Origin of the sequence: Pseudoalteromonas sp. Ld20 (assembly GCF_045064175.1) — a bacterium.
Classification (GTDB): domain Bacteria; phylum Pseudomonadota; class Gammaproteobacteria; order Enterobacterales; family Alteromonadaceae; genus Pseudoalteromonas; species Pseudoalteromonas neustonica.
In genome coordinates, this window is sequence record NZ_JBISHB010000041.1 from 290,036 (window position 1) to 310,031 (window position 19,996).

21 protein-coding genes are annotated in these 19,996 nt (G+C 40.2%); 9 read left to right on the forward strand and 12 right to left on the reverse strand.

The window, feature by feature from the left end:
• The first annotated feature begins 237 nt into the window (after positions 1-237).
• From ACJJVX_RS16940 to ACJJVX_RS16950, 3 genes are read left to right on the forward strand one after another with little or no spacing between them, the layout of a single operon-like run.
• Positions 238-1,251: a phospholipase gene (locus tag ACJJVX_RS16940; RefSeq protein ID WP_054455203.1), complete on the forward strand. Its 1,014-nt coding sequence runs from the start codon at positions 238-240 to the stop codon at positions 1,249-1,251.
• The gene (locus ACJJVX_RS16945) at positions 1,248-2,441 is read left to right on the forward strand and encodes a peptidyl-prolyl cis-trans isomerase (RefSeq protein ID WP_054455205.1); all 1,194 of its coding nucleotides are present in this window, start codon (positions 1,248-1,250) and stop codon (positions 2,439-2,441) included. The genes ACJJVX_RS16940 and ACJJVX_RS16945 overlap by 4 nt, the downstream gene beginning before the upstream one ends.
• Positions 2,438-2,977, forward strand: coding sequence for a hypothetical protein (locus tag ACJJVX_RS16950; RefSeq protein WP_054206030.1), 540 nt, complete (start codon positions 2,438-2,440; stop codon positions 2,975-2,977). Before ACJJVX_RS16945 ends, ACJJVX_RS16950 begins: the two co-directional genes overlap by 4 nt.
• Before the next feature lie 118 nt (positions 2,978-3,095).
• Here ACJJVX_RS16950 and ACJJVX_RS16955 read toward each other — a convergent pair whose 3' ends face one another.
• Complete coding sequence (locus ACJJVX_RS16955) at positions 3,096-3,542, reverse strand: Hsp20 family protein (protein ID WP_054206031.1); 447 nt, start codon at positions 3,540-3,542, stop codon at positions 3,096-3,098.
• Positions 3,543-3,822: 280 nt separating this feature from the next.
• On the opposite strand from ACJJVX_RS16955, the gene ACJJVX_RS16960 reads away from it, so the two are divergent.
• From ACJJVX_RS16960 to ACJJVX_RS16975, 4 genes are all read left to right on the forward strand, one after another.
• A complete protein-coding gene (locus ACJJVX_RS16960; protein ID WP_054206032.1) occupies positions 3,823-4,317 on the forward strand; it encodes a TlpA disulfide reductase family protein in 495 nt (164 codons plus the stop codon).
• 127 nt (positions 4,318-4,444) lie between these two features.
• On the forward strand, positions 4,445-6,529 hold the full coding sequence (locus tag ACJJVX_RS16965) for a TonB-dependent receptor plug domain-containing protein (RefSeq protein WP_405632549.1): 2,085 nt from the start codon (positions 4,445-4,447) through the stop codon (positions 6,527-6,529).
• 169 nt (positions 6,530-6,698) lie between these two features.
• Positions 6,699-6,962, forward strand: coding sequence for a GrxA family glutaredoxin (locus ACJJVX_RS16970; protein WP_054206033.1), 264 nt, complete (start codon positions 6,699-6,701; stop codon positions 6,960-6,962).
• Positions 6,963-7,122: 160 nt separating this feature from the next.
• A complete protein-coding gene (locus tag ACJJVX_RS16975) occupies positions 7,123-8,955 on the forward strand; it encodes a DEAD/DEAH box helicase (protein ID WP_054206034.1) in 1,833 nt (610 codons plus the stop codon).
• Between the two features lie 512 nt (positions 8,956-9,467).
• Here the strand turns inward: ACJJVX_RS16975 and ACJJVX_RS16980 are convergent.
• The 8 genes from ACJJVX_RS16980 to prmB form a co-directional block, all read right to left on the reverse strand.
• Entirely contained in the window at positions 9,468-11,027 is a 1,560-nt protein-coding gene (locus ACJJVX_RS16980; protein WP_054455213.1) for an AbgT family transporter, read from the reverse strand.
• 160 nt (positions 11,028-11,187) lie between these two features.
• Positions 11,188-11,463, reverse strand: coding sequence for a YfcL family protein (locus ACJJVX_RS16985; RefSeq protein WP_054206036.1), 276 nt, complete (start codon positions 11,461-11,463; stop codon positions 11,188-11,190).
• Between the two features lie 35 nt (positions 11,464-11,498).
• Entirely contained in the window at positions 11,499-12,620 is a 1,122-nt protein-coding gene (locus ACJJVX_RS16990; protein WP_054206037.1) for an ATP-NAD kinase family protein, read from the reverse strand.
• Positions 12,610-13,164, reverse strand: coding sequence for an elongation factor P hydroxylase (locus ACJJVX_RS16995; RefSeq protein ID WP_054455215.1), 555 nt, complete (start codon positions 13,162-13,164; stop codon positions 12,610-12,612). Before ACJJVX_RS16995 ends, ACJJVX_RS16990 begins: the two co-directional genes overlap by 11 nt.
• 111 nt (positions 13,165-13,275) lie before the next feature.
• Positions 13,276-13,923: a glutathione S-transferase family protein gene (locus ACJJVX_RS17000; protein WP_405632554.1), complete on the reverse strand. Its 648-nt coding sequence runs from the start codon at positions 13,921-13,923 to the stop codon at positions 13,276-13,278.
• An 84-nt stretch (positions 13,924-14,007) separates the two neighbouring features.
• Positions 14,008-14,412: a DUF4112 domain-containing protein gene (locus tag ACJJVX_RS17005; protein WP_054206040.1), complete on the reverse strand. Its 405-nt coding sequence runs from the start codon at positions 14,410-14,412 to the stop codon at positions 14,008-14,010.
• Between the two features lie 131 nt (positions 14,413-14,543).
• The gene (gene aroC, locus ACJJVX_RS17010) at positions 14,544-15,641 is read right to left on the reverse strand and encodes a chorismate synthase (protein WP_054206041.1); all 1,098 of its coding nucleotides are present in this window, start codon (positions 15,639-15,641) and stop codon (positions 14,544-14,546) included.
• A gap of 65 nt (positions 15,642-15,706) precedes the next feature.
• A complete protein-coding gene (prmB, locus tag ACJJVX_RS17015) occupies positions 15,707-16,642 on the reverse strand; it encodes a 50S ribosomal protein L3 N(5)-glutamine methyltransferase (protein ID WP_054206042.1) in 936 nt (311 codons plus the stop codon).
• Between the two features lie 128 nt (positions 16,643-16,770).
• Between prmB and smrB the strand changes: the two genes are divergently transcribed.
• Positions 16,771-17,328: an endonuclease SmrB gene (gene smrB, locus ACJJVX_RS17020; RefSeq protein WP_054206043.1), complete on the forward strand. Its 558-nt coding sequence runs from the start codon at positions 16,771-16,773 to the stop codon at positions 17,326-17,328.
• Positions 17,329-17,354: 26 nt separating this feature from the next.
• The gene (locus tag ACJJVX_RS17025) at positions 17,355-18,278 is read left to right on the forward strand and encodes an AEC family transporter (RefSeq protein WP_405632559.1); all 924 of its coding nucleotides are present in this window, start codon (positions 17,355-17,357) and stop codon (positions 18,276-18,278) included.
• A 4-nt stretch (positions 18,279-18,282) separates the two neighbouring features.
• On the opposite strand, the gene ACJJVX_RS17030 is transcribed toward ACJJVX_RS17025, so the two are convergent.
• From ACJJVX_RS17030 to ACJJVX_RS17040, 3 genes are read right to left on the reverse strand one after another with little or no spacing between them, the layout of a single operon-like run.
• Positions 18,283-19,020, reverse strand: coding sequence for an SDR family oxidoreductase (locus ACJJVX_RS17030; RefSeq protein ID WP_405632562.1), 738 nt, complete (start codon positions 19,018-19,020; stop codon positions 18,283-18,285).
• Positions 19,021-19,031: 11 nt separating this feature from the next.
• The gene (locus ACJJVX_RS17035; protein ID WP_405632564.1) at positions 19,032-19,505 is read right to left on the reverse strand and encodes an ASCH domain-containing protein; all 474 of its coding nucleotides are present in this window, start codon (positions 19,503-19,505) and stop codon (positions 19,032-19,034) included.
• Positions 19,486-19,836, reverse strand: a complete 351-nt coding sequence (locus tag ACJJVX_RS17040) for a RidA family protein (protein ID WP_054455223.1) — start codon at positions 19,834-19,836, stop codon at positions 19,486-19,488. The genes ACJJVX_RS17035 and ACJJVX_RS17040 overlap by 20 nt, the downstream gene beginning before the upstream one ends.
• Positions 19,837-19,996: the final 160 nt, after the last annotated feature.

A 19,996-nucleotide genomic window follows, 5' to 3' on the forward strand; every position in this document is an offset into this window, starting at 1 on the left:
ATGTTTGGCATTTATACTGAGTTATCGCCTATGGGGAATAACCACACATCATTGACTCTGCCTTGCCTAAAAACCAAACACACTGCTGCAAATTCAACCTCGAAAGATAAACAGGCCTAGCACCAAAGTATCAAAATAGGTAATATTGTTAATTTAATGTTTAATTAATTTGTCATTATAGTGTAACTACTCTACTTTTTAATATTAGTAATTACTTCACAACACTATGAGAACACGATGAAAAAACAGCTTTTAACAGCACTATTACTTTTAAGTACTAGCCAAGCTCAAGCGTTTAGCCAAGAAACACATAAGCGCATTGTTATTGATGCCGTAAATTATATGCAGCAGCACCCAAGTAGCACGGAATTTTTGGCGTTGAGTCGCTATGCTCAGCAAAATAATATGACCATAACACAACTAGCTGACGTACTCGGTCAAGCCGCCTATGATGTAGATGACTTTGAAGATACGTTTTTTTGTGGCGCAGTCACAGGTTCATGCGTACAAGCTCCTGTCTGGGGAGCAGCTGAAAGTATTGTTAAATACACAAGCTATTGGCACTTTCAAAATCATACACAAGGTGCAGATCAACATGGTAACGACTTTGGCGGCTATAATTACCAAAAGCTGACTGTATGGGGCACTGTTGATAACCTAGCATCAGCGTGGTTAAAAGGTGACTACCTTGACGATGGAAAAGGAGGCGAGACAGGTTGGTTTAATGCTGATTCGTCAAAATATAATAGCTATGGTGTGACTGAAGCCAATTATAGAATCGACAGCGATTCTACCTATAGCATGTACGATGATTTTGAAGAAATGCCATTTCAACCCATTGATAACTTAGGTCAATATTGGTATCAAAGTTATTTACAAAGCGGGAACCCGCAAGTATTAGGTTTTGTTTTCCATACCACTGATTTACTGCAACCACACCATACCTGGACAACATCAGATCTAAATCATTCAAGCTGGGAAAGTTGGGTAAAAGACTACTACGATCAAGAAAAACTGAATGACACTGCTTTGATCACACAAGCAATGCAAACATTTTCAGCACTGGATATTAACAGCCAAGATGTTCGACCTTTACTAACACAAGGAGGAGCATTTTCTTATTCCCAAGGCGGTATTGTACTTAATTCAAAAGATCACTACGACCGTTTAGATACAGCAAAACAGGTTATTCCCCATGCTATTGCAATGGTCGTACATTTACTTAATCATGCGATGGTAGCTCGCCAATGAAAGGATTGACTACAATCTTGTTGTTACTATTAGGGGTGCTTTATAGCCCCTTAACAGTGGCATCATTTAACCAATATACTAATGCGGAAGTTCGCTTTATGCATCAAGTATATAAACAACATAATACGAACATTAGCATCAAAGAGGTTCGTACCCGCGTATTTGAGAACCAATTTTTACTACAGCAAGCTGAACAAAACATGCCTGAACTGATAGCACGTCAATCAGAGGTTGGCTTTAGTACGCAATATCATGTTGAGCGCTATTTAATGAACATATTTAACTCTCAACTGAGTTTATCTGGGCATAATATAAAAACGGTTAATTTTACGCAATACACTACCCAATGGCTTATTCAAGTATTAGCTAACTACCCAGCAGATGGTAAATATACTGCCGAACAAGTAATTAAATTACAGCGAACTAGTTTAAATAAACTGTTTGTAAACCCTATTACTCTTTATGATTTTATTACACCGCTATCTATGCAAGTACGCTTTAGACTACACCAAGGTGATAGTAATTTATTTAGAAGTGAAGTGCTTAAAAAGCGGCAATTTAATGCTGCTCTTTTAGCTGCAACACCACTACTTTTAAAAAAAGGGATAAATATTGACCACTTGCAGGAATTAGCTAAAGGCGAAATTTTACGCCCTTCAATTCAAAGCTGGCTAGGTATTAAAAACATGATGCACGTACAAAGCCCTATTCTTGATAGCCTTGAGCAGCAAATATCTGACGAAGAAATTAAAATTTACTACCAAGCAAATAAAAAAAGATTTAAATATCTAAATAACGTTACTGCTTACGGAGTTGAATTTACAAGCCGAGAAGATGCGATTAAATTTAGAAAAGCGGTACATAACAGCTCATTCACTCAGGCATTAACATCTTTTAAGCAGCATGATATTTATGCTCAGTATCAAAATATGCTAACCCGTAAAAATAAAAGTAATTGGGTCATACAATTGGCTTTTACACAAAAAGAAGATGAACTATCCCACGTGATTCGATCACCTGACGGTTTATGGGTGGTAATAATGAGCAATAACCACCACTATAAATATTTTACCTCGGCAGACGAAACCGTTATATACCAAGCTAAAAAAGCCATTGCAATACAAAAAGCAAAGCACAGTTATCAACAAAACTGGCTAGCTTGGCAACAACAAAATGCAATACTGTTATGAACAAAAAAATTATTTTTATTATTAGTGGCATTATTTGCTTAATTTTTTTAGCCGTGAATTTTTTCTCAGAGCATAAATATATCAATGATGTTACTGTATCGACACCACATATAACCCCGTCACTACCCATCACAAATATCAGTTTTGATTCAAAAGCACCAAGCAAAAACCAAACAGTTGTAAATTCCACTAGCAAAAGCCATATGGCAGTAAATACTATCAATAGCCGTCAGTCACAAACGCCTATAACAACACCTCATTATATACCCAATATAACAAAGAAAACCGTCAACGCAGCCAATTTTGAAGGTGACATATTAGATCATCAAGCTTACTTAGACTTTCATAACGAACAGCAAACACGGCTTGAACAACGTTTTGTTATTGCAGCAAAAGAAAAAATAGTAAAGCTAGAAAACCTACTTGAAAAAGGACGTCAACATGGACTCCCGCAAACGCAGTTACAAGAGGCTATTGATAAAATAGCCGTTCTAAAAAATATGCAAGCCAAGTTAGAAAGCAAAGGTAGCAACTGACCTAATACCCTTAAATGCGCGCGGAGGTGAGCTTTACGCACAGAAAACAAAAAACCGCCTCAAAAGAGGCGGCTAAAAATAACATTAAATCAGGGGAAAAATAATATCAAAGGGCTGGTTATTTACCTTCTAGCAGGTTGCCACTGCCAATTTCAATCTTACGTGGCTTAAGTGCTTCAGGGATTTCACGCTGTAAGTCGATACTTAACAAACCATTAGCTAAGTCCGCACCGAGCACTTTTACATGATCACCCAATTGGAATTTACGCTCAAAGTTACGCTCAGCAATGCCTTGATGAATAAACTTGCGCTGTGCGCTCTCATCTTTATTGTCTTTAATGCCTGCAACTTTTAAAGTGTTGTTTTCTGACTCAATAGTCAGCTCATTATCACTAAAACCAGCAACGGCCATAGTAATACGATATTTGTCTTCATCGAGTGCCTCAATATTATACGGAGGGAAACTTGGCTGCTTATCAGTACGAGCTGCCGCATCCATTAAAGATGCTAAATGATCAAAGCCGATGAATGAACGATAAAGTGGTGATAAATCTACTGTACGCATAATAACATCCTCATATTTAAGCGATATTTTGCAAGTGCTTTTCCATTGAACAAGCACAGGCAAAGTTTAATTAATAATATAAATTTCAATTACTTCTGTTTAATTGGGACCCATCAGGCGTCCTCACTAAACTATATATGGACGGCAAAATTGTTTTCAAGATTATTTTGAAAAAATATTTTATTTTTTCAAAACTACTTTTGCCTACTCAAATTAATAAGGGTGCGATGTTTACTTTTCAAGGTTAAAATAAACTAAAAAATTAATCACAGAGATAAATATGAAAAAAGTAAAAAGCTTGATGATCAACATAATCATCATTGCTGTGGTCTTTTTTGCAGTTACAGCATATCAGCAGCGCAATTTACTCGCGACAAGCAACAGCCCTGCCCCGTATTTTAATTTACCCCTAGTTAATGACAGCGAGCAACGGATCAATATTGCGATGCTAAAAGGCAAAACCACCGTCGTTTATTTCTTTGCACCATGGTGTACTATTTGTCGATACAGTATGCCGAATCTAGAATCTGTAACAGAGGACTCTAATATTAATGCAATTGGTATTGCGCTTGATTATAGAAACCCACAGGAAGTAGTTGATTTTGTATCAGATCTTAACTTAACAATGCCAATTCTATTAGGTGATCGCCATACTCAAAGCAATTATAAAATAAGCGCGTTTCCAACTTATTATATCATCAACGAACAGTTACAAATCACCGCACGCTCAATGGGGTATTCAAGTGAACTTGGCATAAAAATAAATGCTTTATAAACCACGAAACATTTTGTAACAGCTCCCTACATTTAGGTACATATTCACAACATTTTTCTAAGCATTTATACGATTTTTATCTCTATCATACGTGGCAATCACATTTGTTCACAACCATGGAAGAGACATGATAGCCAACCAACTGCACACACTTTTTCGTTTAACACCGCTTGCCCTTTGTTTGCCACTTTTAGCGCAGGCAAATACTAATACATCAACAAATAAAGACACAATGGAACATATAGACGTTGTCTATAAACGCAGCAGTATCACCAGTGAAATAACAGAAAACACCGAAAAATTAGTCACTATGCCCGGCGCAATGGGCGACCCGCTACGTGCTGTTTTTGCATTACCAGGTGTAGTTGCTGCGGGTGGCTCAATGAGTGAGCCAGCTGTACGTGGTTCATCACCTGATGACAACCTATTTGAAGTTGACTTTATGCCTGCAGGCTATATCTTTCATGATTTTGGCAGCTCTATTTTTAATCGTTATTTAATTCAAGATTTCCAGCTTTACTCTGCAGGCTACGGTTCCAGCTATAGCAATGCCACTGGTGCCGTATTTGATGTAACACTGCGTAACCCAAAGTACCAACCGATTACAACCACACTGGATTTTACAATGTTTAATGCCGGTGTTTTTATGGAAGGACAGTTAACAGAAAACACCGCATTTTATTTATCAGGGCGAAAAAGTACCTTACCCCTATTTTTCTCAAAGGGTGAAGAGCTTGAAGATGACGATGGAGAGCTCAGTGGTGTCACCATTAACGATGCGCCTGATGATCATGACTATCAAGGAAAGTGGATTTGGGACATCAATGATAAAAATGCACTTACGGTATCATTTACAGGCGCTAAAGATTCAGTTGCAGCAGGTTTTAATCAGCGTGCCGAATTATCACTAAAAAATCCAGAATATCAAGGAGATGCTGATTTCATTCGCGAATTTACCAGCCAAAGTATTTTGTGGGATCACTTTAATAAAGACTTTAGTTTACGGTTAGGTATTGGTGCACTCGATCATTCAGGGCGATTAGAATACGGTAAACGCGCCACCTTGAGTGATGGTTTTTTTGAAGAAGAACAGGAAAAACAAATCACCTATAAAGGCCGCTTAAATTGGCGCATCAATAAAGCTCAGCAACTTGTATTTGATGCTGCTTATTTTGATAACGACACAACTTACAGTTACAATGGCTTTCAGTATCTTTGTACTGAGCTGGACCCTGATTGTGATTTAAATAAAGGCGAACGCATCACGGGGAAAGACAGCCTCGCGCTTGATAAATACTTTGTTGGTGCTAGTCATATTTGGGATATCAATGACCAATGGCAAAGTGAAGTTGGTGTACAGTATCAGAGCAATGATTACACCGATGAAGATTTTGTTATGCCACGCCTTGCGCTTACCTACTTTATTAATGATCGTAACAGTATTAACGCCAAATATGGCCACTATAACCGTATGCAAGATGTTGACTACATATTACCAGAGCATGGTAACCCTAATTTACGTTCGCAAACCTCAAAACATGGCAGTCTAGGTTTTGCACAAGAACTTGCGGGTGATTGGACATGGTCTGTTGAAGGGTATTATAAAACCATGGACGATTTACCATTAGCATTAAATAACTACCCTGATGCAGCAACGCTTTACAGCAACGATGTCACAGGGCGTGCTTACGGTGTTGACTTATTAATTAATAAAAATAAAACTGATAAATGGTATGGCTGGCTCGCTGTGAGCTATGCTAAAAGTGAGCGTACTGATCAACGCCAAAACATCACCCGAGACTATTACGCTGACACCCCTTTAGTCGTCAATATGGTGTTTAATTATCAAATCAGTGAAAAGTGGCAAGGTGGCTTTAACTTCACAGCACGCAGTGGTCAAACTTACACCCCTATTATTGGTGTAAAAGAAAACCCTGAATTTGAAGGCCGCTTTTTGCCCGAGTACGGTGACCCGTTCTCAAAACGTTTTGATGTATATCATCGCCTTGATTTACGCTTTGAGCGCACAACGGACTTCTGGGGCCTAGATGGCGTGTTAATTTTAGAGTTAATGAACGCCTACGGCCAAGCAAACACCAGCAGCATAGATTTAGATTATCAAAAAATCACCTCAACCAATGATTTGATCATAAAAGAAAGTGAAGATGACTTTGAAATGCGCCCGTCTATTGGTTTTAGCTTAACCTTTTAACGTAGCATAAGTGAGTCACTCCATGGCGTGCCCTCGAGTGACTCACTTATAATTGCTCAAATCATAAAACCTCAAATCATAAAAATAGAACTGTCCAATCGTTTTTTTGCACTGTATATTTTTATATCTAGTGATTAGTATCACTTTAAATCAAATCGAGGAGAGCGATATGTTAACTGTAATTTTTGGCCGTGAAGGCTGCCCATTCTGTGTTCGTGCAAAAGACGTTGCTGAAAAATTAGCAAGCCAGCGCGATGACTTTAAATACCGCTATGTTGATATAATCAAAGAAGGTGTTAGCAAAGCTGACTTAGAGCAATCAGCAGGCAAGCCTTGCCCAACTGTACCGCAAATATTTGTTGACCAAAAACACATTGGGGGCTTTACAGAATTTGAAGCGTACGCAAAAGAAAACCTCGGCCTTTACCAATAACTGTGTGTCCAATATGTTAACCAGCTTGACTTGCTCAAAAATCAAACTGGTTAAATTTCAATCAACATCAACCACATATAAATTAGTTGTAATTTATACAAGCATTTGCCTCACAAATCCTATACAATGCGCGCCTCTTTAAATTCGTTGAGGCGTATTAATGTCAGAACCAGTCACGTTTGAATCTCTAAATCTTTCTCCTGCAATCTTGAAGGCAGTTGAAGAGTTGGGTTACAAGACACCATCTGAAATCCAAGCTCAATGTATACCGTTATTGCTAGAAAGAAAGGACGTACTGGGACTAGCTCAAACGGGTACAGGTAAAACCGCAGCATTTGCACTGCCATTACTTAATAATATTGACCCGTCTGTGAAGCAGCCGCAGATCCTTGTACTCACACCAACCCGTGAGCTTGCGATCCAAGTAGCTGAGGCATTCGAACAATATGCTAAACATGTTCGTGGTATTGAAGTATTGGCACTTTATGGTGGCCAGAGCTACAGTATCCAACTAAGTGCACTTCGTCGTGGCGCGCAAGTTATTGTCGCTACTCCAGGTCGCTTAATCGATCATATTAACCGTGGCACTATCAAGTTTGATGCTTTACAAGCATTGGTACTTGATGAAGCCGATGAAATGTTACGTATGGGCTTTATCGATGATGTTGAAAACATCATGGAAAAAACACCGCGCGAAAAGCAAACATGTCTTTTCTCTGCGACTATGCCTAAGCAAATTCAAAACATCAGCAGCAAATATATGAATAACCCTGAACAGGTTCATATTTCTGCGCGTAACTCAACCGTATCATCTGTTGAGCAAGTGTTTTGGAATGCAAGCGTACACAAGAATAAAGCCATTGTTCGCTTTTTAGAAGCTGAGCAATATGAAGGCGCTATTGTATTCGTACGTACTCGTAACGATACAGTACAGCTTTCTGAGTTATTAGAGCGCGAAGGTTTCTCTGTAGCTCCGCTTAATGGTGATATGAACCAGCAAGCACGTGAACGCACTGTAGATCGCTTAAAAAGCGGCATGTTGAACATCGTTATCGCAACAGACGTTGCGGCACGTGGTCTAGATGTTGACCGTTTAAGCCTTGTTATCAACTACGATATCCCACAAGATTCTGAAGCCTACGTTCACCGTATCGGTCGTACAGGTCGTGCTGGTCGTACTGGTAAAGCAATTTTATTCGTAAAACACAATGAACGCTATTTACTTAAAAATATCATGCGTCATACGAATTCAGATATTGCACAGGTTGAATTGCCTACAGCTAAAGTAGTTGAAGAAAAACGTATCGAAGCGTTACAAGCAAAACTTGCTATCGCACTTGAAAACAAAGATATTACCTTCTTCAATGAAGTAGCTATTAAAATGGCTGAAAAACTTGAACTTGCTCCTGAAGACCTAGCGGGTGCGTTACTGTGTTTAGCACAGCAACAATCACCAATTAAAGTTGAAGAAGTTAAGATTCAACCTCGTGAACGTAACGAGCGTAACGACCGCAACCCACGTAACGATCGCGGTGACCGCGGACGTCGTAACGAACGTGGCGGCGAGCGTGGTGGTGAACGCGCTGAGCGTAAACCTCGCGAACGTAACAGCCGTGATGCAGGCCCTATGGATACTTACCGTATCGAAGTAGGTCGTGAGCATGGTGTGCAAGTTAAGAACATTGTTGGCGCTATCGCTAACGAAGCTGATATCTCAAGCAAGTTTATTGGTGATATTCGTTTACACGATAATCACAGTACGGTTCAATTACCGCAAAACATGCCAAAAGATGTACTTGATCATTTCCAAAAAGTGTTTATTTGTAAACGTCCAATGGGCTTAACAATTACACAAGATCAAGGCCCAGCTGAACCACGTGGCGAACGCTCTGAGCGTCCATCAGGTGACAGAAAGCGCACTGATGGCCCTCGTGGTGATAAGCGCAGCGGCCCTCGTAAAGAACGTCGCCCAGTAAGCTTCACAGCTAAATAAGCAGCGCGTCTTTAATAAAAAAACCTTACCATGTAAATGGTAAGGTTTTTTTATGTCTGGAATAAAGTAAAGTTAGTAGAAGGAAGTTAGCGAGAATAAAGTTTTAGAGAAGTTACACCGTAAGTTTTAAGCCTTAAGCGGTAAGTTGTAAGTTGTGGTTGTTCCATATTACTTAATGGACAACACTGCTCACTTGTATCTTATTAAAAACCAAGAAAGGGGTTTACCCTCTCCCCAAAAAAACATTTCTTCCATTCATTTATTAGTATGAAGGCTAACGTCCCTATTCATTTTAATCCTTTATTAATGTGACTACTTAATTAAATAAAACCTTACAAGTCACGCTCTTTATTATTCTCCATGCTCTATATAATGTTAATGCTATTGTAGAAAAGACACGCATTCGCTTTCCATATTAAAAAGCGAAGAATATGGCTTATCTTAAAATTATGAAACAAAAAAGCCCCATCATTTTCATGGTGGGGCTATTTTTTAAATGATTATTCCAATATCTAAGGCGCTACGGCTGGATAAACATAACTTGCGTCTATTCCTAGCGGTAAACCAAGTGCCCAGTAGCCGAGTAAAAATAAGCTCCAGCCAATCATAAAGGCGATTGAGTATGGCAGCATCAACGCAATGAGCGTGCCGATTCCGGTGCCTTTGACATACTTTTGGCAGTAAACAACAACTAGCGGAAAGTAAGGCATAAGCGGTGTAATGATATTAGAGCTTGAGTCTCCAACCCTATAAGCTGCTTGCGTTAGATCGGGTGAAATGCCCAACTGCATTAGCATCGGCACAAATACAGGACCTAGCAGCGCCCACTTAGCTGAGCTTGAGCCTACAAATAAGTTAACAAAGCCTGTTAAAAAGATGATGCCAACGACAGTTACAGCACTGGGTAATTCCATCGCTTTTAAAAGCTGCGCGCCTTCAATAGCCAGTAATGCACCTAAGTTTGATTTACTAAATGCGGCAATAAATAACGAACAGAAGAACGCCATAACAATATAGTACGCCATGCCATTCATGGCTTTACTCATAGCATCTATCATGTCTTTGGTGGTTTTAAACGTGCCGACTGTAAAGCCATATACAGCACCCGGGATCCAAAAGAGTAAAAAGATTAACGGCACAATTGACTGCATTAAAGGCGAACTAAAATTAGTAAGCGAGCCATCACTGCTGCGCATTGCAGAATCTGCTGGTGCTGAAACAAACGCTAACAATGCAAGACCTGCTATCATCACGCTACTTGCAATAAAAAAGGCACGTTTTTCATCACTGCGCGCATCTTCAAATACGGGTAAGTCTTCTTCTGCGCCATCAACTTTTGTTTTTTGTAAACGTGGTTCGATAATTTTATCAGTGATATACCAGCCTACTAATACGATAAACAAACTTGACGCCGATGCAAATGCCCAGTTATTTAATGGGTTTACCGTCATTGTAGGGTTAATTATTTGCGCTGCACTTTGCGTAAAGCTTTGTAATAGTGGATCAATTCCTGATGGAATAAAGTTAGCCCCAAAGCCACCACTTACCCCTGCAAATGCGGCTGCAATACCGGCAAGAGGATGGCGTCCTGCAGCGTAAAAAATCACACCCGCTAATGGTATAACCAATACATAACCAGCATCGGTTGCTGTATGGCTAACAATAGCAACTAGGATAATCGAAGGAGTTAATAACTTTTGCGGAGTTACTTTAAGCATTAGCTTAAGGCCAGTATTGATGAAACCTGAATGTTCAGCAACACCTACACCTAGCATAGCCACTAATACCACGCCTAACGGTGCAAAACCTGTAAACGTTTTTACCATAGAAGATAAAAAAGTGGCCAAAGAATCACTTGCCAGCATGTTGTTAATTATAATGGCTTCACCAGTACGTGGATCAATGGCGTCAAAACTTACGCCAGAAAACCACCATGATAAAAACCAAATTAATAACATGGCAAACAAAAATATAATTGCCGGATCAGGTAGCTTATTACCCACCCGTTCAACAAAGTTTAAAAATCGAGCAACAACACCTGTTGGCATTGCCACATCATTATTATTATTCATTTCGCTTGTTCCCTAGAATTAATACTTTGCTACATTACCGTAAATGCCGCTTTAGGTAAATTTTAAGTAAACATAAAAATGCGTTTTTAGGGACGGAATTATAAAAAAGCACAAAAAAACGGCAAGATTGCCGTTTTTATTTCTGTTACCTTAGAACAAATTATGCGAGCGCTTTTACTTCTTCCCAAATTCTCACAACCAGTGTTTTGTCATCTTCATTTAATTCGCCATTGCGATACGCTTTTACTAAGCTTTTTTCGACCGTCTCGTTGAGTTCTGACACTTCTAAGTTGAGCTCTTCAACTTGCGCATACCCTACTGCCAAATCAAAGTGACCGCGTAAATAACCACCGGCAAAAAGCTCATCATCAGTGGCTTTGATCACTAAGTCGTCAAAATACTGCTGGGCTGCATCTATATAGCTTACTAAACTCATTACTTACTTCTCCTGATTTTGCAGTGTGTTAGCCATTAATCTTGGTGGCCTACTGCATACATAATATGGTCGTTAAATCCGCTTGTAACACGAATATAACCGCTTAATTCATCATCCAACTCAGTATCGCCAGTATCGCTAATGAGAGGACGGCCATTTAAAGCCTGTAGTTTGGTTTTTGTTGCCACCACTATAATGTTGTGTGTACCAACCGCGCGAATAAGCGCTGGACTTAATTGTTGGTTACCGCGACCAAAAATATGACCTTGACCACCGATAAGCGTGATCACTAACTTGGTTTTTCGATTTTTTGTTAATTCAAGTAGCTTTTGTGCAGTAAGGTCGCGCCCAATCAGCTGCTGATCTTCGACCAAGTCGACACCTAATAGCGTGTTTTCAAGGCCCATCTCTTGCATCACCGCTTCAACTGTTGAGCCACTGCCCATAATATAGAGCGTGTCTTCTTCCATTTCACTCACAACATGTGCGGCTATATCAGCCAATACAAGTTCATCGGTTTCTTTGCCACCATTTTTTACAGCTTGCACATAACGCACTTCACTCGGTACTTGCATTTCACCATAACGTTTTGCTTTTACTGTGCCTTGGCGAAACGCATCTTCGTCAATATCCATAACATCGGCATCACCAAGAGTAACAAGTTCCCCTTTAACCAGCATTTCAACTACACGCCCTGCTGCTTTTGGCGTAATAGCGTACACACCTGAATGAATTTTGCATCCTGCTGGAATACCAAGCACAGGGACATTGTCTTCAACCGCATGACAAATATTACGGGCTGTGCCATCGCCTCCAGCAAATAAAATAAGATCGACACCTAATTCTAATAATGCTTTTGCAGCCTGCTCTGTGTCCACAGAGGTAGTAACATGTTCACTGTAATAAATAACTTCAGTGGTAAAGCCAAGCTCTTTGGCTGTATGCTCGCCCATTGCACCATTGGCAGTATAAACAGTAAGCTGGTTCTGATAAGGTGTTAATACTTCAAGTGCAGCTTGAGTTCGTAAATTTGCTTTTGGTTGCGCCCCAAGCTTAATCGCTTTGGCTGCAGTGTCAGCACCATCACTGCCTTTGAGCGCCACACTACCACCTAAACCCGCAACAGGATTAACAATTAATCCTAATTTAAACGCCATTACAAAGCTCCTGTGGATGTTGCCATAAAAACTGCGCCGTACTCAATGGCCACGGCGTGTTATAAAATTTACTTAATGCGTTTAAAAGAGCACTAGTACGCGGATTAAAACCATCATCTAAAAACTGGATTAACTGCTGATGCACACGTGCTTGAAAATCAAAACGACATGTTTGCTCACCATTTAAATTATCAACAGAGACATTAAAATCAAACCCCGCCGCTGCGCTTAGTGCCCACTCTATTGCTTGTGGTTTAACTTCAACAGATTCAAATTCAGCTTGTTGAGATGCATCTCGCCCGTCTGGGCAATACCAGTACCCATAGTCTTCTAAAAGCCTGCGTTTATCACCCGCGACTAACCAATGCGCAATTTCATGCAGAGCACTGGCGTAAAAGCCATGGGCAAATACGATTTGATGATATGACGTATGCTCGTTAGCAGGCGTATAAATTGGCTCATGCTCACCTTTTATTAAGCGCGTATTGTGGCTTTGGTAAAAAGTGCTATCAAAAATAGAAATTAAATCGGCGATTTGATGCATAAAAACTCGATAACTCACCTTGATATAATACTGCTAATGCAATTAAAAACGTGGCGAATTGTACTGGCTTTTCAAAGGAAAGTAAAAAGCCATATAGGTTAGCAAAACAAGTTAAACATCAACGCCAGCTTCATCACATTCGACAATATCTGTTTCTGTTAGTGCTTGTTTTATCCAGCTTTGCAATACTGGGCAATTCATCACTTGCTCAGTATAGCGAGTTGCCGCTTCGGATAAATTAATTTGATAAGTTTCTAAGCGCAGTACAATAGGCGCGTACATAGCATCAACAATACTAAATTCACCGAATAGCCAAGCATTTGGGTAATCGGCTTGTTGTTGCGTAAAAATTTCATCTATACGTGTTATATCATTTTTAGCAGTATCAGATAGCTCAACAAAACGAGTTGCACGAATATTCATTGGCATTTCATTACGTAACGCTATAAACCCTGAATGCATTTCGGCGCTTAAACTACGCGCTTTGGCTCGCTGAGCTATATCTTTCGGCCAGGCTGAACCAGCTAGATAAGCATCGTTGATGTATTCACAAATTGCGAGAGAGTCCCATACGTGCAAACCACCATCTATTAATGCGGGAACTTTTTGCACATCAAATCGAGTACTAAGTGTTTTATAAAACTCAGGAGTGTCGAGTACCAACTGCTCCTCAGTAAAATCCATATTGAATTTACTCATTAAATACCACGCTCTAAGCGACCAGGTAGAATAGTTTTTATTACCGATAAATAATTGCATTTTAAAATCCTGTTTGTAGATGAAACTCAATATACCTACAACTGTGCAATAACTCATCAAAACTTTAATCCTAATAAGCTTATTTTAGTTTTCAATCCCCTTTGCTTTTAACTGTTTAGTTATATGATTTTTTAACAAACGCGTATTACGAGTGTTGGCCTTGAAAAATGCATCAAAAATATCCCCAAACACAGGCACTAGCCCACCTATAAAATCTATAGCCATATTGAATAGAATACGTAGTTTAATATGCCAGCTTACGCCTAATTTTTGAGCCTCAAATAATATATAGGTCGATAGAATTAAGCCTGCTACATCTCCAATAAAAGGTACAAGGCCAATTAATGCGTCAACCCCGAATTTAAAATTGGTAAAGGGGATTCGGATACTGCTATCGGTTATCTGACTAAAACGCTCTAATCTTGCAAGTGTTGCTTTTTGTTTAGTTTGCTTAACTTGCTCTGTATTTATATAAGTAGAATTTTGCATAGTAATAACCTCCAAAAAAATTATACAAATGTGAAGTTGAACTAATCCTGAAAGCTGTATTTAAATCGTAAAAAGCAAAAAAGCGCGTTTAACGCGCTTTTAGTTAGTAATACTTATTGTGTTATAAATACCTAAACTGAGCCTTTAATTGGCCCATGTTCGTGGTTTACATGTGGGTTTTGTCCACGCTGGCGCAATAAATGATCCATTAAGGTGATAGCCATCATCGCCTCAGCAATCGGGATTGCACGAATGCCTACACAGGGATCATGGCGGCCTTTAGTGATCATCTCAACCGCTTCGTTCTCGGTGTTAATACTGTTACCGGGAATAGTAATACTCGATGTTGGCTTAAGCGCAATTGAAGCAATGATATCTTGCCCTGTAGATATACCTGCAAGTACGCCACCGGCATGGTTTGATGTAAAACCTTCAGGTGTAAGTTCATCGCGGTGCTGCGAACCTTTTTGCTCTACCACATCAAAACCATCACCTATTTCAACGCCTTTGACTGCGTTAATGCTCATTAGTGAATGCGCAAGCTCTGCGTCTAGGCGGTCAAATACTGGTTCGCCTAAGCCAACCGGTACGTTTTTAGCAACCACTTTGACTTTTGCCCCCACTGAATCACCTTGCTTTTTAAGGTCGCGCATATATTCATCAAGTGCGTCTAACTTGCTTGCATCTGGGAAAAAGAAAAGGTTATTTTCAACTTCATCCCAATCGTAATTTTCGGCTTTAATTGGCCCAAGTTGACTTAAACACGCACGTACTTCAATACCATGAAATTGTTTTAGGTATTTTTTAGCTATTGCACCGGCTGCAACGCGAATAGCGGTTTCTCGTGCCGATGAACGACCACCGCCGCGGTAATCACGTAGCCCGTATTTATGCCAATAAGTGTAATCACCATGACCTGGGCGAAATACGTCTTTGATTTTTCCGTAATCTTTTGAACGTTGATCGGTGTTTTCAATCAGTAAACCAATGCTAGTGCCCGTGGTTTTACCCTCAAATACACCTGAAAGAATTTTGATCTGATCGTCTTCACGGCGCTGCGTTGTATAACGGCTTTGTCCTGGTTTACGACGATCTAAATCGATTTGTAAATCGGCCTCTGTGATTTCAAGGCCTGCGGGCGTACCATCCACAACACCGCCTAAGGCAACGCCGTGGCTTTCGCCAAAGGTGGACACTTTAAATAACTGCCCAATGCTATTACCTGCCATTGCTTTCCTCATTCCTAATGACTACTGAGAACCGAGCCTAAGGCTCGGCTTTAATTTTAGTGTGATCAGTCAGCAAAATACGCTACTAATTGTTTTTTACTGATCACAAATACGCCAAGACCGCCTTGTTCAAATTCAACCCATTCAAACGGCGCACCTGGGTAAAGTGCATCCATATGTACCATAGAGTTACCTACTTCGACAAATAACAAACCGTTATCAGTTAGATGCTCTGCTGCATCGCTCAATATAGTACGCGTTACATCTAAACCATCGTGACCAGATGCCAAGCCTAGCTCTGGTTCATGGTGAAATTCGCGAGGTAAATCAGCCATATCTTCTGCATCAACGTATGGCGGATTTGCAACGATCAGGTCATATTTTTGTCCTGGAACGCCACTAAATACATCAGATTGAATCGGTAATACGCGATCACTTAATTGGTAATCTGTGATGTTGATATCTGCCACTTCAAGGGCTTCATAAGAGATATCAACCGCGTCTACTTGTGCTTGCTCAAAAGCTTGTGCCAAAGCAATAGCGATACAACCCGACCCTGTACATAAGTCTAAAATGCGGTTGACTGATTCTGGCTCTTCAAGCCATGGCGTAAAGCGGTTATTAATAAGCTCTGCAAATGGAGAACGAGGGATCAATACACGCTCATCTACATAAAACTGCATATTCGCAAACCATGCAATATTTGTAAGATAAGGTACTGGTGTACAGTCGTTAATGCGTTCTGCAATCAGACCCGCTAAGCGATTTTTTTCGGTGCTAGTTAAGCGCGCATGCATCAACTCTTTTGGTGCATCTATTGGTAAGCTTAATGCTGGTAATAATAAACTGACCGCTTCATCCCAGGCGTTATCTGTACCGTGTCCAAAAAAGATACCACTGCTGGCAAACTGACTTGTGGTCCATCGTAACCAATCGTGTAACGTTGAAAGTTCTGCCACAGCTTCATCTAAGGTTGCTTCTTCTATTAGTAATTCGCTCATGTGTGTTATCTGCCTGCTACTTTCAAAATTATTAATCCAACCGAGGCCATCATCGGCCTCATGATTGCCCTACTTATTGTAACGCCTTTTAACTCGATTTTTTGCGTTTTTTTGTTTAGACTGCCGCTATGAAAAAAGATCCCCATTCAAACAGCCCTATTAGCACTGATGACATTGACTTGTTTCGTCAAAGTATCAGTGGTGCGCGCGTTTTTAAACAAGACACTCACCGCTTTACCAATAAACCTAAAGTGTCACAAGCTAAGCAATTTGCCCAGCAAAAAAAGCAACATCAGTCAGAATTTTTCTTCTCTGATGAATATGTGCCCGATATTGATACCAATGGCACAGTTAATTATGTTCAAGATGGTCAAGATCGCTTTTTAGCTAAACAGCTACGCAGAGGTGACTTTGTGCCTGATCTCACACTCGACTTGCACGGATTAAATAAAGAAGTAGCCAAAGATGAACTCGCGGGGCTGCTTCATGAGTGTAAAAAGAAACATTATTATTGTGCATGCGTTGTGCATGGCATTGGTGGGCATATCCTTAGGCACAAAGTACCACAATATTTAGTACAGCACCCTGATGTGATAGCAATGCACCAAGCACCTCTTGAGTATGGCGGTAAAGGCGCAGTACTTATATTAATAAATTTACCGCAAAGCGATGAGTTTAGACGTTAATTAACCCATATTAAGGCCACTGGTCAGTGCATATTTTTTCGATTATCTTTCCACTGATCTTTCTTGTTTTATGTGGGTTTATTTGTAGCCGCAGCACATTTTTGTCGCAAAGGCATGTTGAAGGCTTAAGTAAATTTACTTTTTATATTAGTGTTCCAGCATTTTTATTTTTAAACATGGCCAAAGCTGATTTACAAAATAGTGTGAGCTTGTATGGCTTTTTGAGCTTTTATATCCCCGTCATACTTATCTTCTTACTCGCGTTGGTAATTGATCGCTTTTATTTATCTAAACAATCTCATTATGAACGCCATAGCGTGTTTGCTTTGGGCAGTAGCTACTCAAATACCGTGTTAGTCGGGTTGCCCATTATTATTGCAGCCATGGGCGATCAAATGATGGGGATCATTTTTATGATCATTACCTTTCATAGTGCGCTGCTGTTTACCTTTACTTTTTTAATAAGCGCCAAAGGGAGTAAGCACGCTTTTTCTTGGTCAAAATTTGCTAAAAACATGCTACTCAATCCTGTGGTCTTAAGTATCAGCAGTGGCATAGCAGTTAATACAGCTGGCATATCACTATTTGATAATTTAAACACAGGTTTAACGCTTTTAGCTCAGCCAGCAATCCCGTGTGCGCTTTTTGTGTTAGGGGCTAATTTAGCATTTTACAAAGTAGCTGAAAATTGGCGCGGCGCCATTATTGCTTCCATACTAAAGCTATTCATTTTACCCAGCTTAGTATTTTTAATAGGTAAAACAATATTTCAACTCCAGCCTGCACTGTTAAATGTGCTGGTATTATTAAGCGCATCACCTTTGGGTGTAAATGCGTATTTGATTGCTTGCCAAATAAAACAGCATCAAGCTACGCTGGCAAGTACCGTCGTTATTTCAACGGTATTAAGTGTATTTAGCTTTAGCTTTTGGTTATCAGTATTATTATAGCTTTTTATAAACCGCCAGCGACATCAATAAAACTACCTGTTGTAAAAGACGCTTGATCAGACGCTAAAAAATAAATTGCAGCAGCGACTTCTTCTGGTTGCCCACCTCGACCCAACGGCAGTTTATCCTTAAGACGTTCTACGCGATTGACTTCGCCGCCATCACGGTGCATATCGGTGTAAATAAGCCCAGGTCTAACTGAATTCACTCTAATTTTTTGCCCCGCAACCTCTTTAGCTAAGCCAACGGTTAATGTATCCATAGCCCCTTTTGATGCAGCATAATCAATGTATTCGTTTGGAGAGCCAGTGCGTGATGCAGCCGATGAAACATTAACAATGCTGCCGCCTGCTTTCATACGCTTAATTGCCTCGCGAGAGCATAAAAAAGCACTGGTTACGTTTGTGCTTAATACTTCGTTAATTCGTCCAGCATCCATATCAAGTAACCGCATTTGTGGCTTTAAAATACCCGCGTTATTAACAAGCACTGTGAGCTTACCAAACAGCTTATCCAGTGATTGAAACATAGCAACAACGTCTGCTTCTTTTGATACATCAGCCTGCACTAATTCTGCGCGCCTTCCCACGCGGCGTACTTGCTCTGCTACTTTTTCGGCGCTTTGCTGATTGGCTTTGTAATTAATGCATACATCATAGCCATGGCGTGCAAAATAAAGTGCAGTCGCCGCGCCTATGCCTCTGCTGGCACCTGTTATAAGCACTACGGGGTTGGCTTTCATTATCAGTCCTTTTATACAACGAACACCCGTTTAAATTGCTCACACACTAACGGCATTGTTTCACTGCGTGAAAAATCAGTGCCAGCAAGTTCACGCTGGTAGTAAGCCCAATGGACTTTTTGCCAATAAGCGAGGCTTTTATCACCCTCACCTTCTAAAGCGGCGTACTGTGCAGTGATTTCATTATAAGGTATTATGGCGACATGTGTGGTTTCGATAATACCAAGGGGGTTGCCTTGCCAATCGGTGAAAATATTTAAATCACCAGCGGTAGGTAACGCTTCGTTATTATGCTCAAACCAATAAAGTGATGTTGTGGTGGCTGTTTTAATATTTTGTAGCACTAAATTAGCGCAGTCATTAGCATCAATTTCATTATCGCAAAAATACCACGCTGGCAGTGTTTGCAATGAACGGCCTGTTGCTTTATTAAAAGCACAAATTAGCCGTTCAATAGCATGCTGATTACTTAAGTGCTGCAACAACTGAAATCTCAACTAACAGGGCATCACGCGCCATTTTAGCTTCAACACATGCACGTGCAGGTGCATGCCCTTGTGGTACCCATGCATCCCAAACCGTATTCATATCGGCAAAATATTCCATACTTTTTACATAAATTGTGGCGCTGAGCATATGCTCTTTTGAGCTACCAGCTTCATTTAAAAGTAACTCTACTTTATCAAGCATGGTTTGCGTTTGTTCAGTGATGTTTTTTTCAGCATCAGCACACACTTGGCCACATAAATAGACAGTGCCGTTGTGTTTTACGATGCGGCTCATACGCGCACCAGTTTGAAGACGTTCAATTGTCATGGGGATCTCTGCTAAATTAATTTGGCACTAATTTAGCAAATTTGGGACTGAAAACAAGGTATGTATGCCCAAACCAGCTCAAGATGCAGAATTCAGCGTTTCACAGGGGCTTAACATCAAGGCGCTACTTTGCAATAATGGTCGCCCCCTTTAAGAAGTA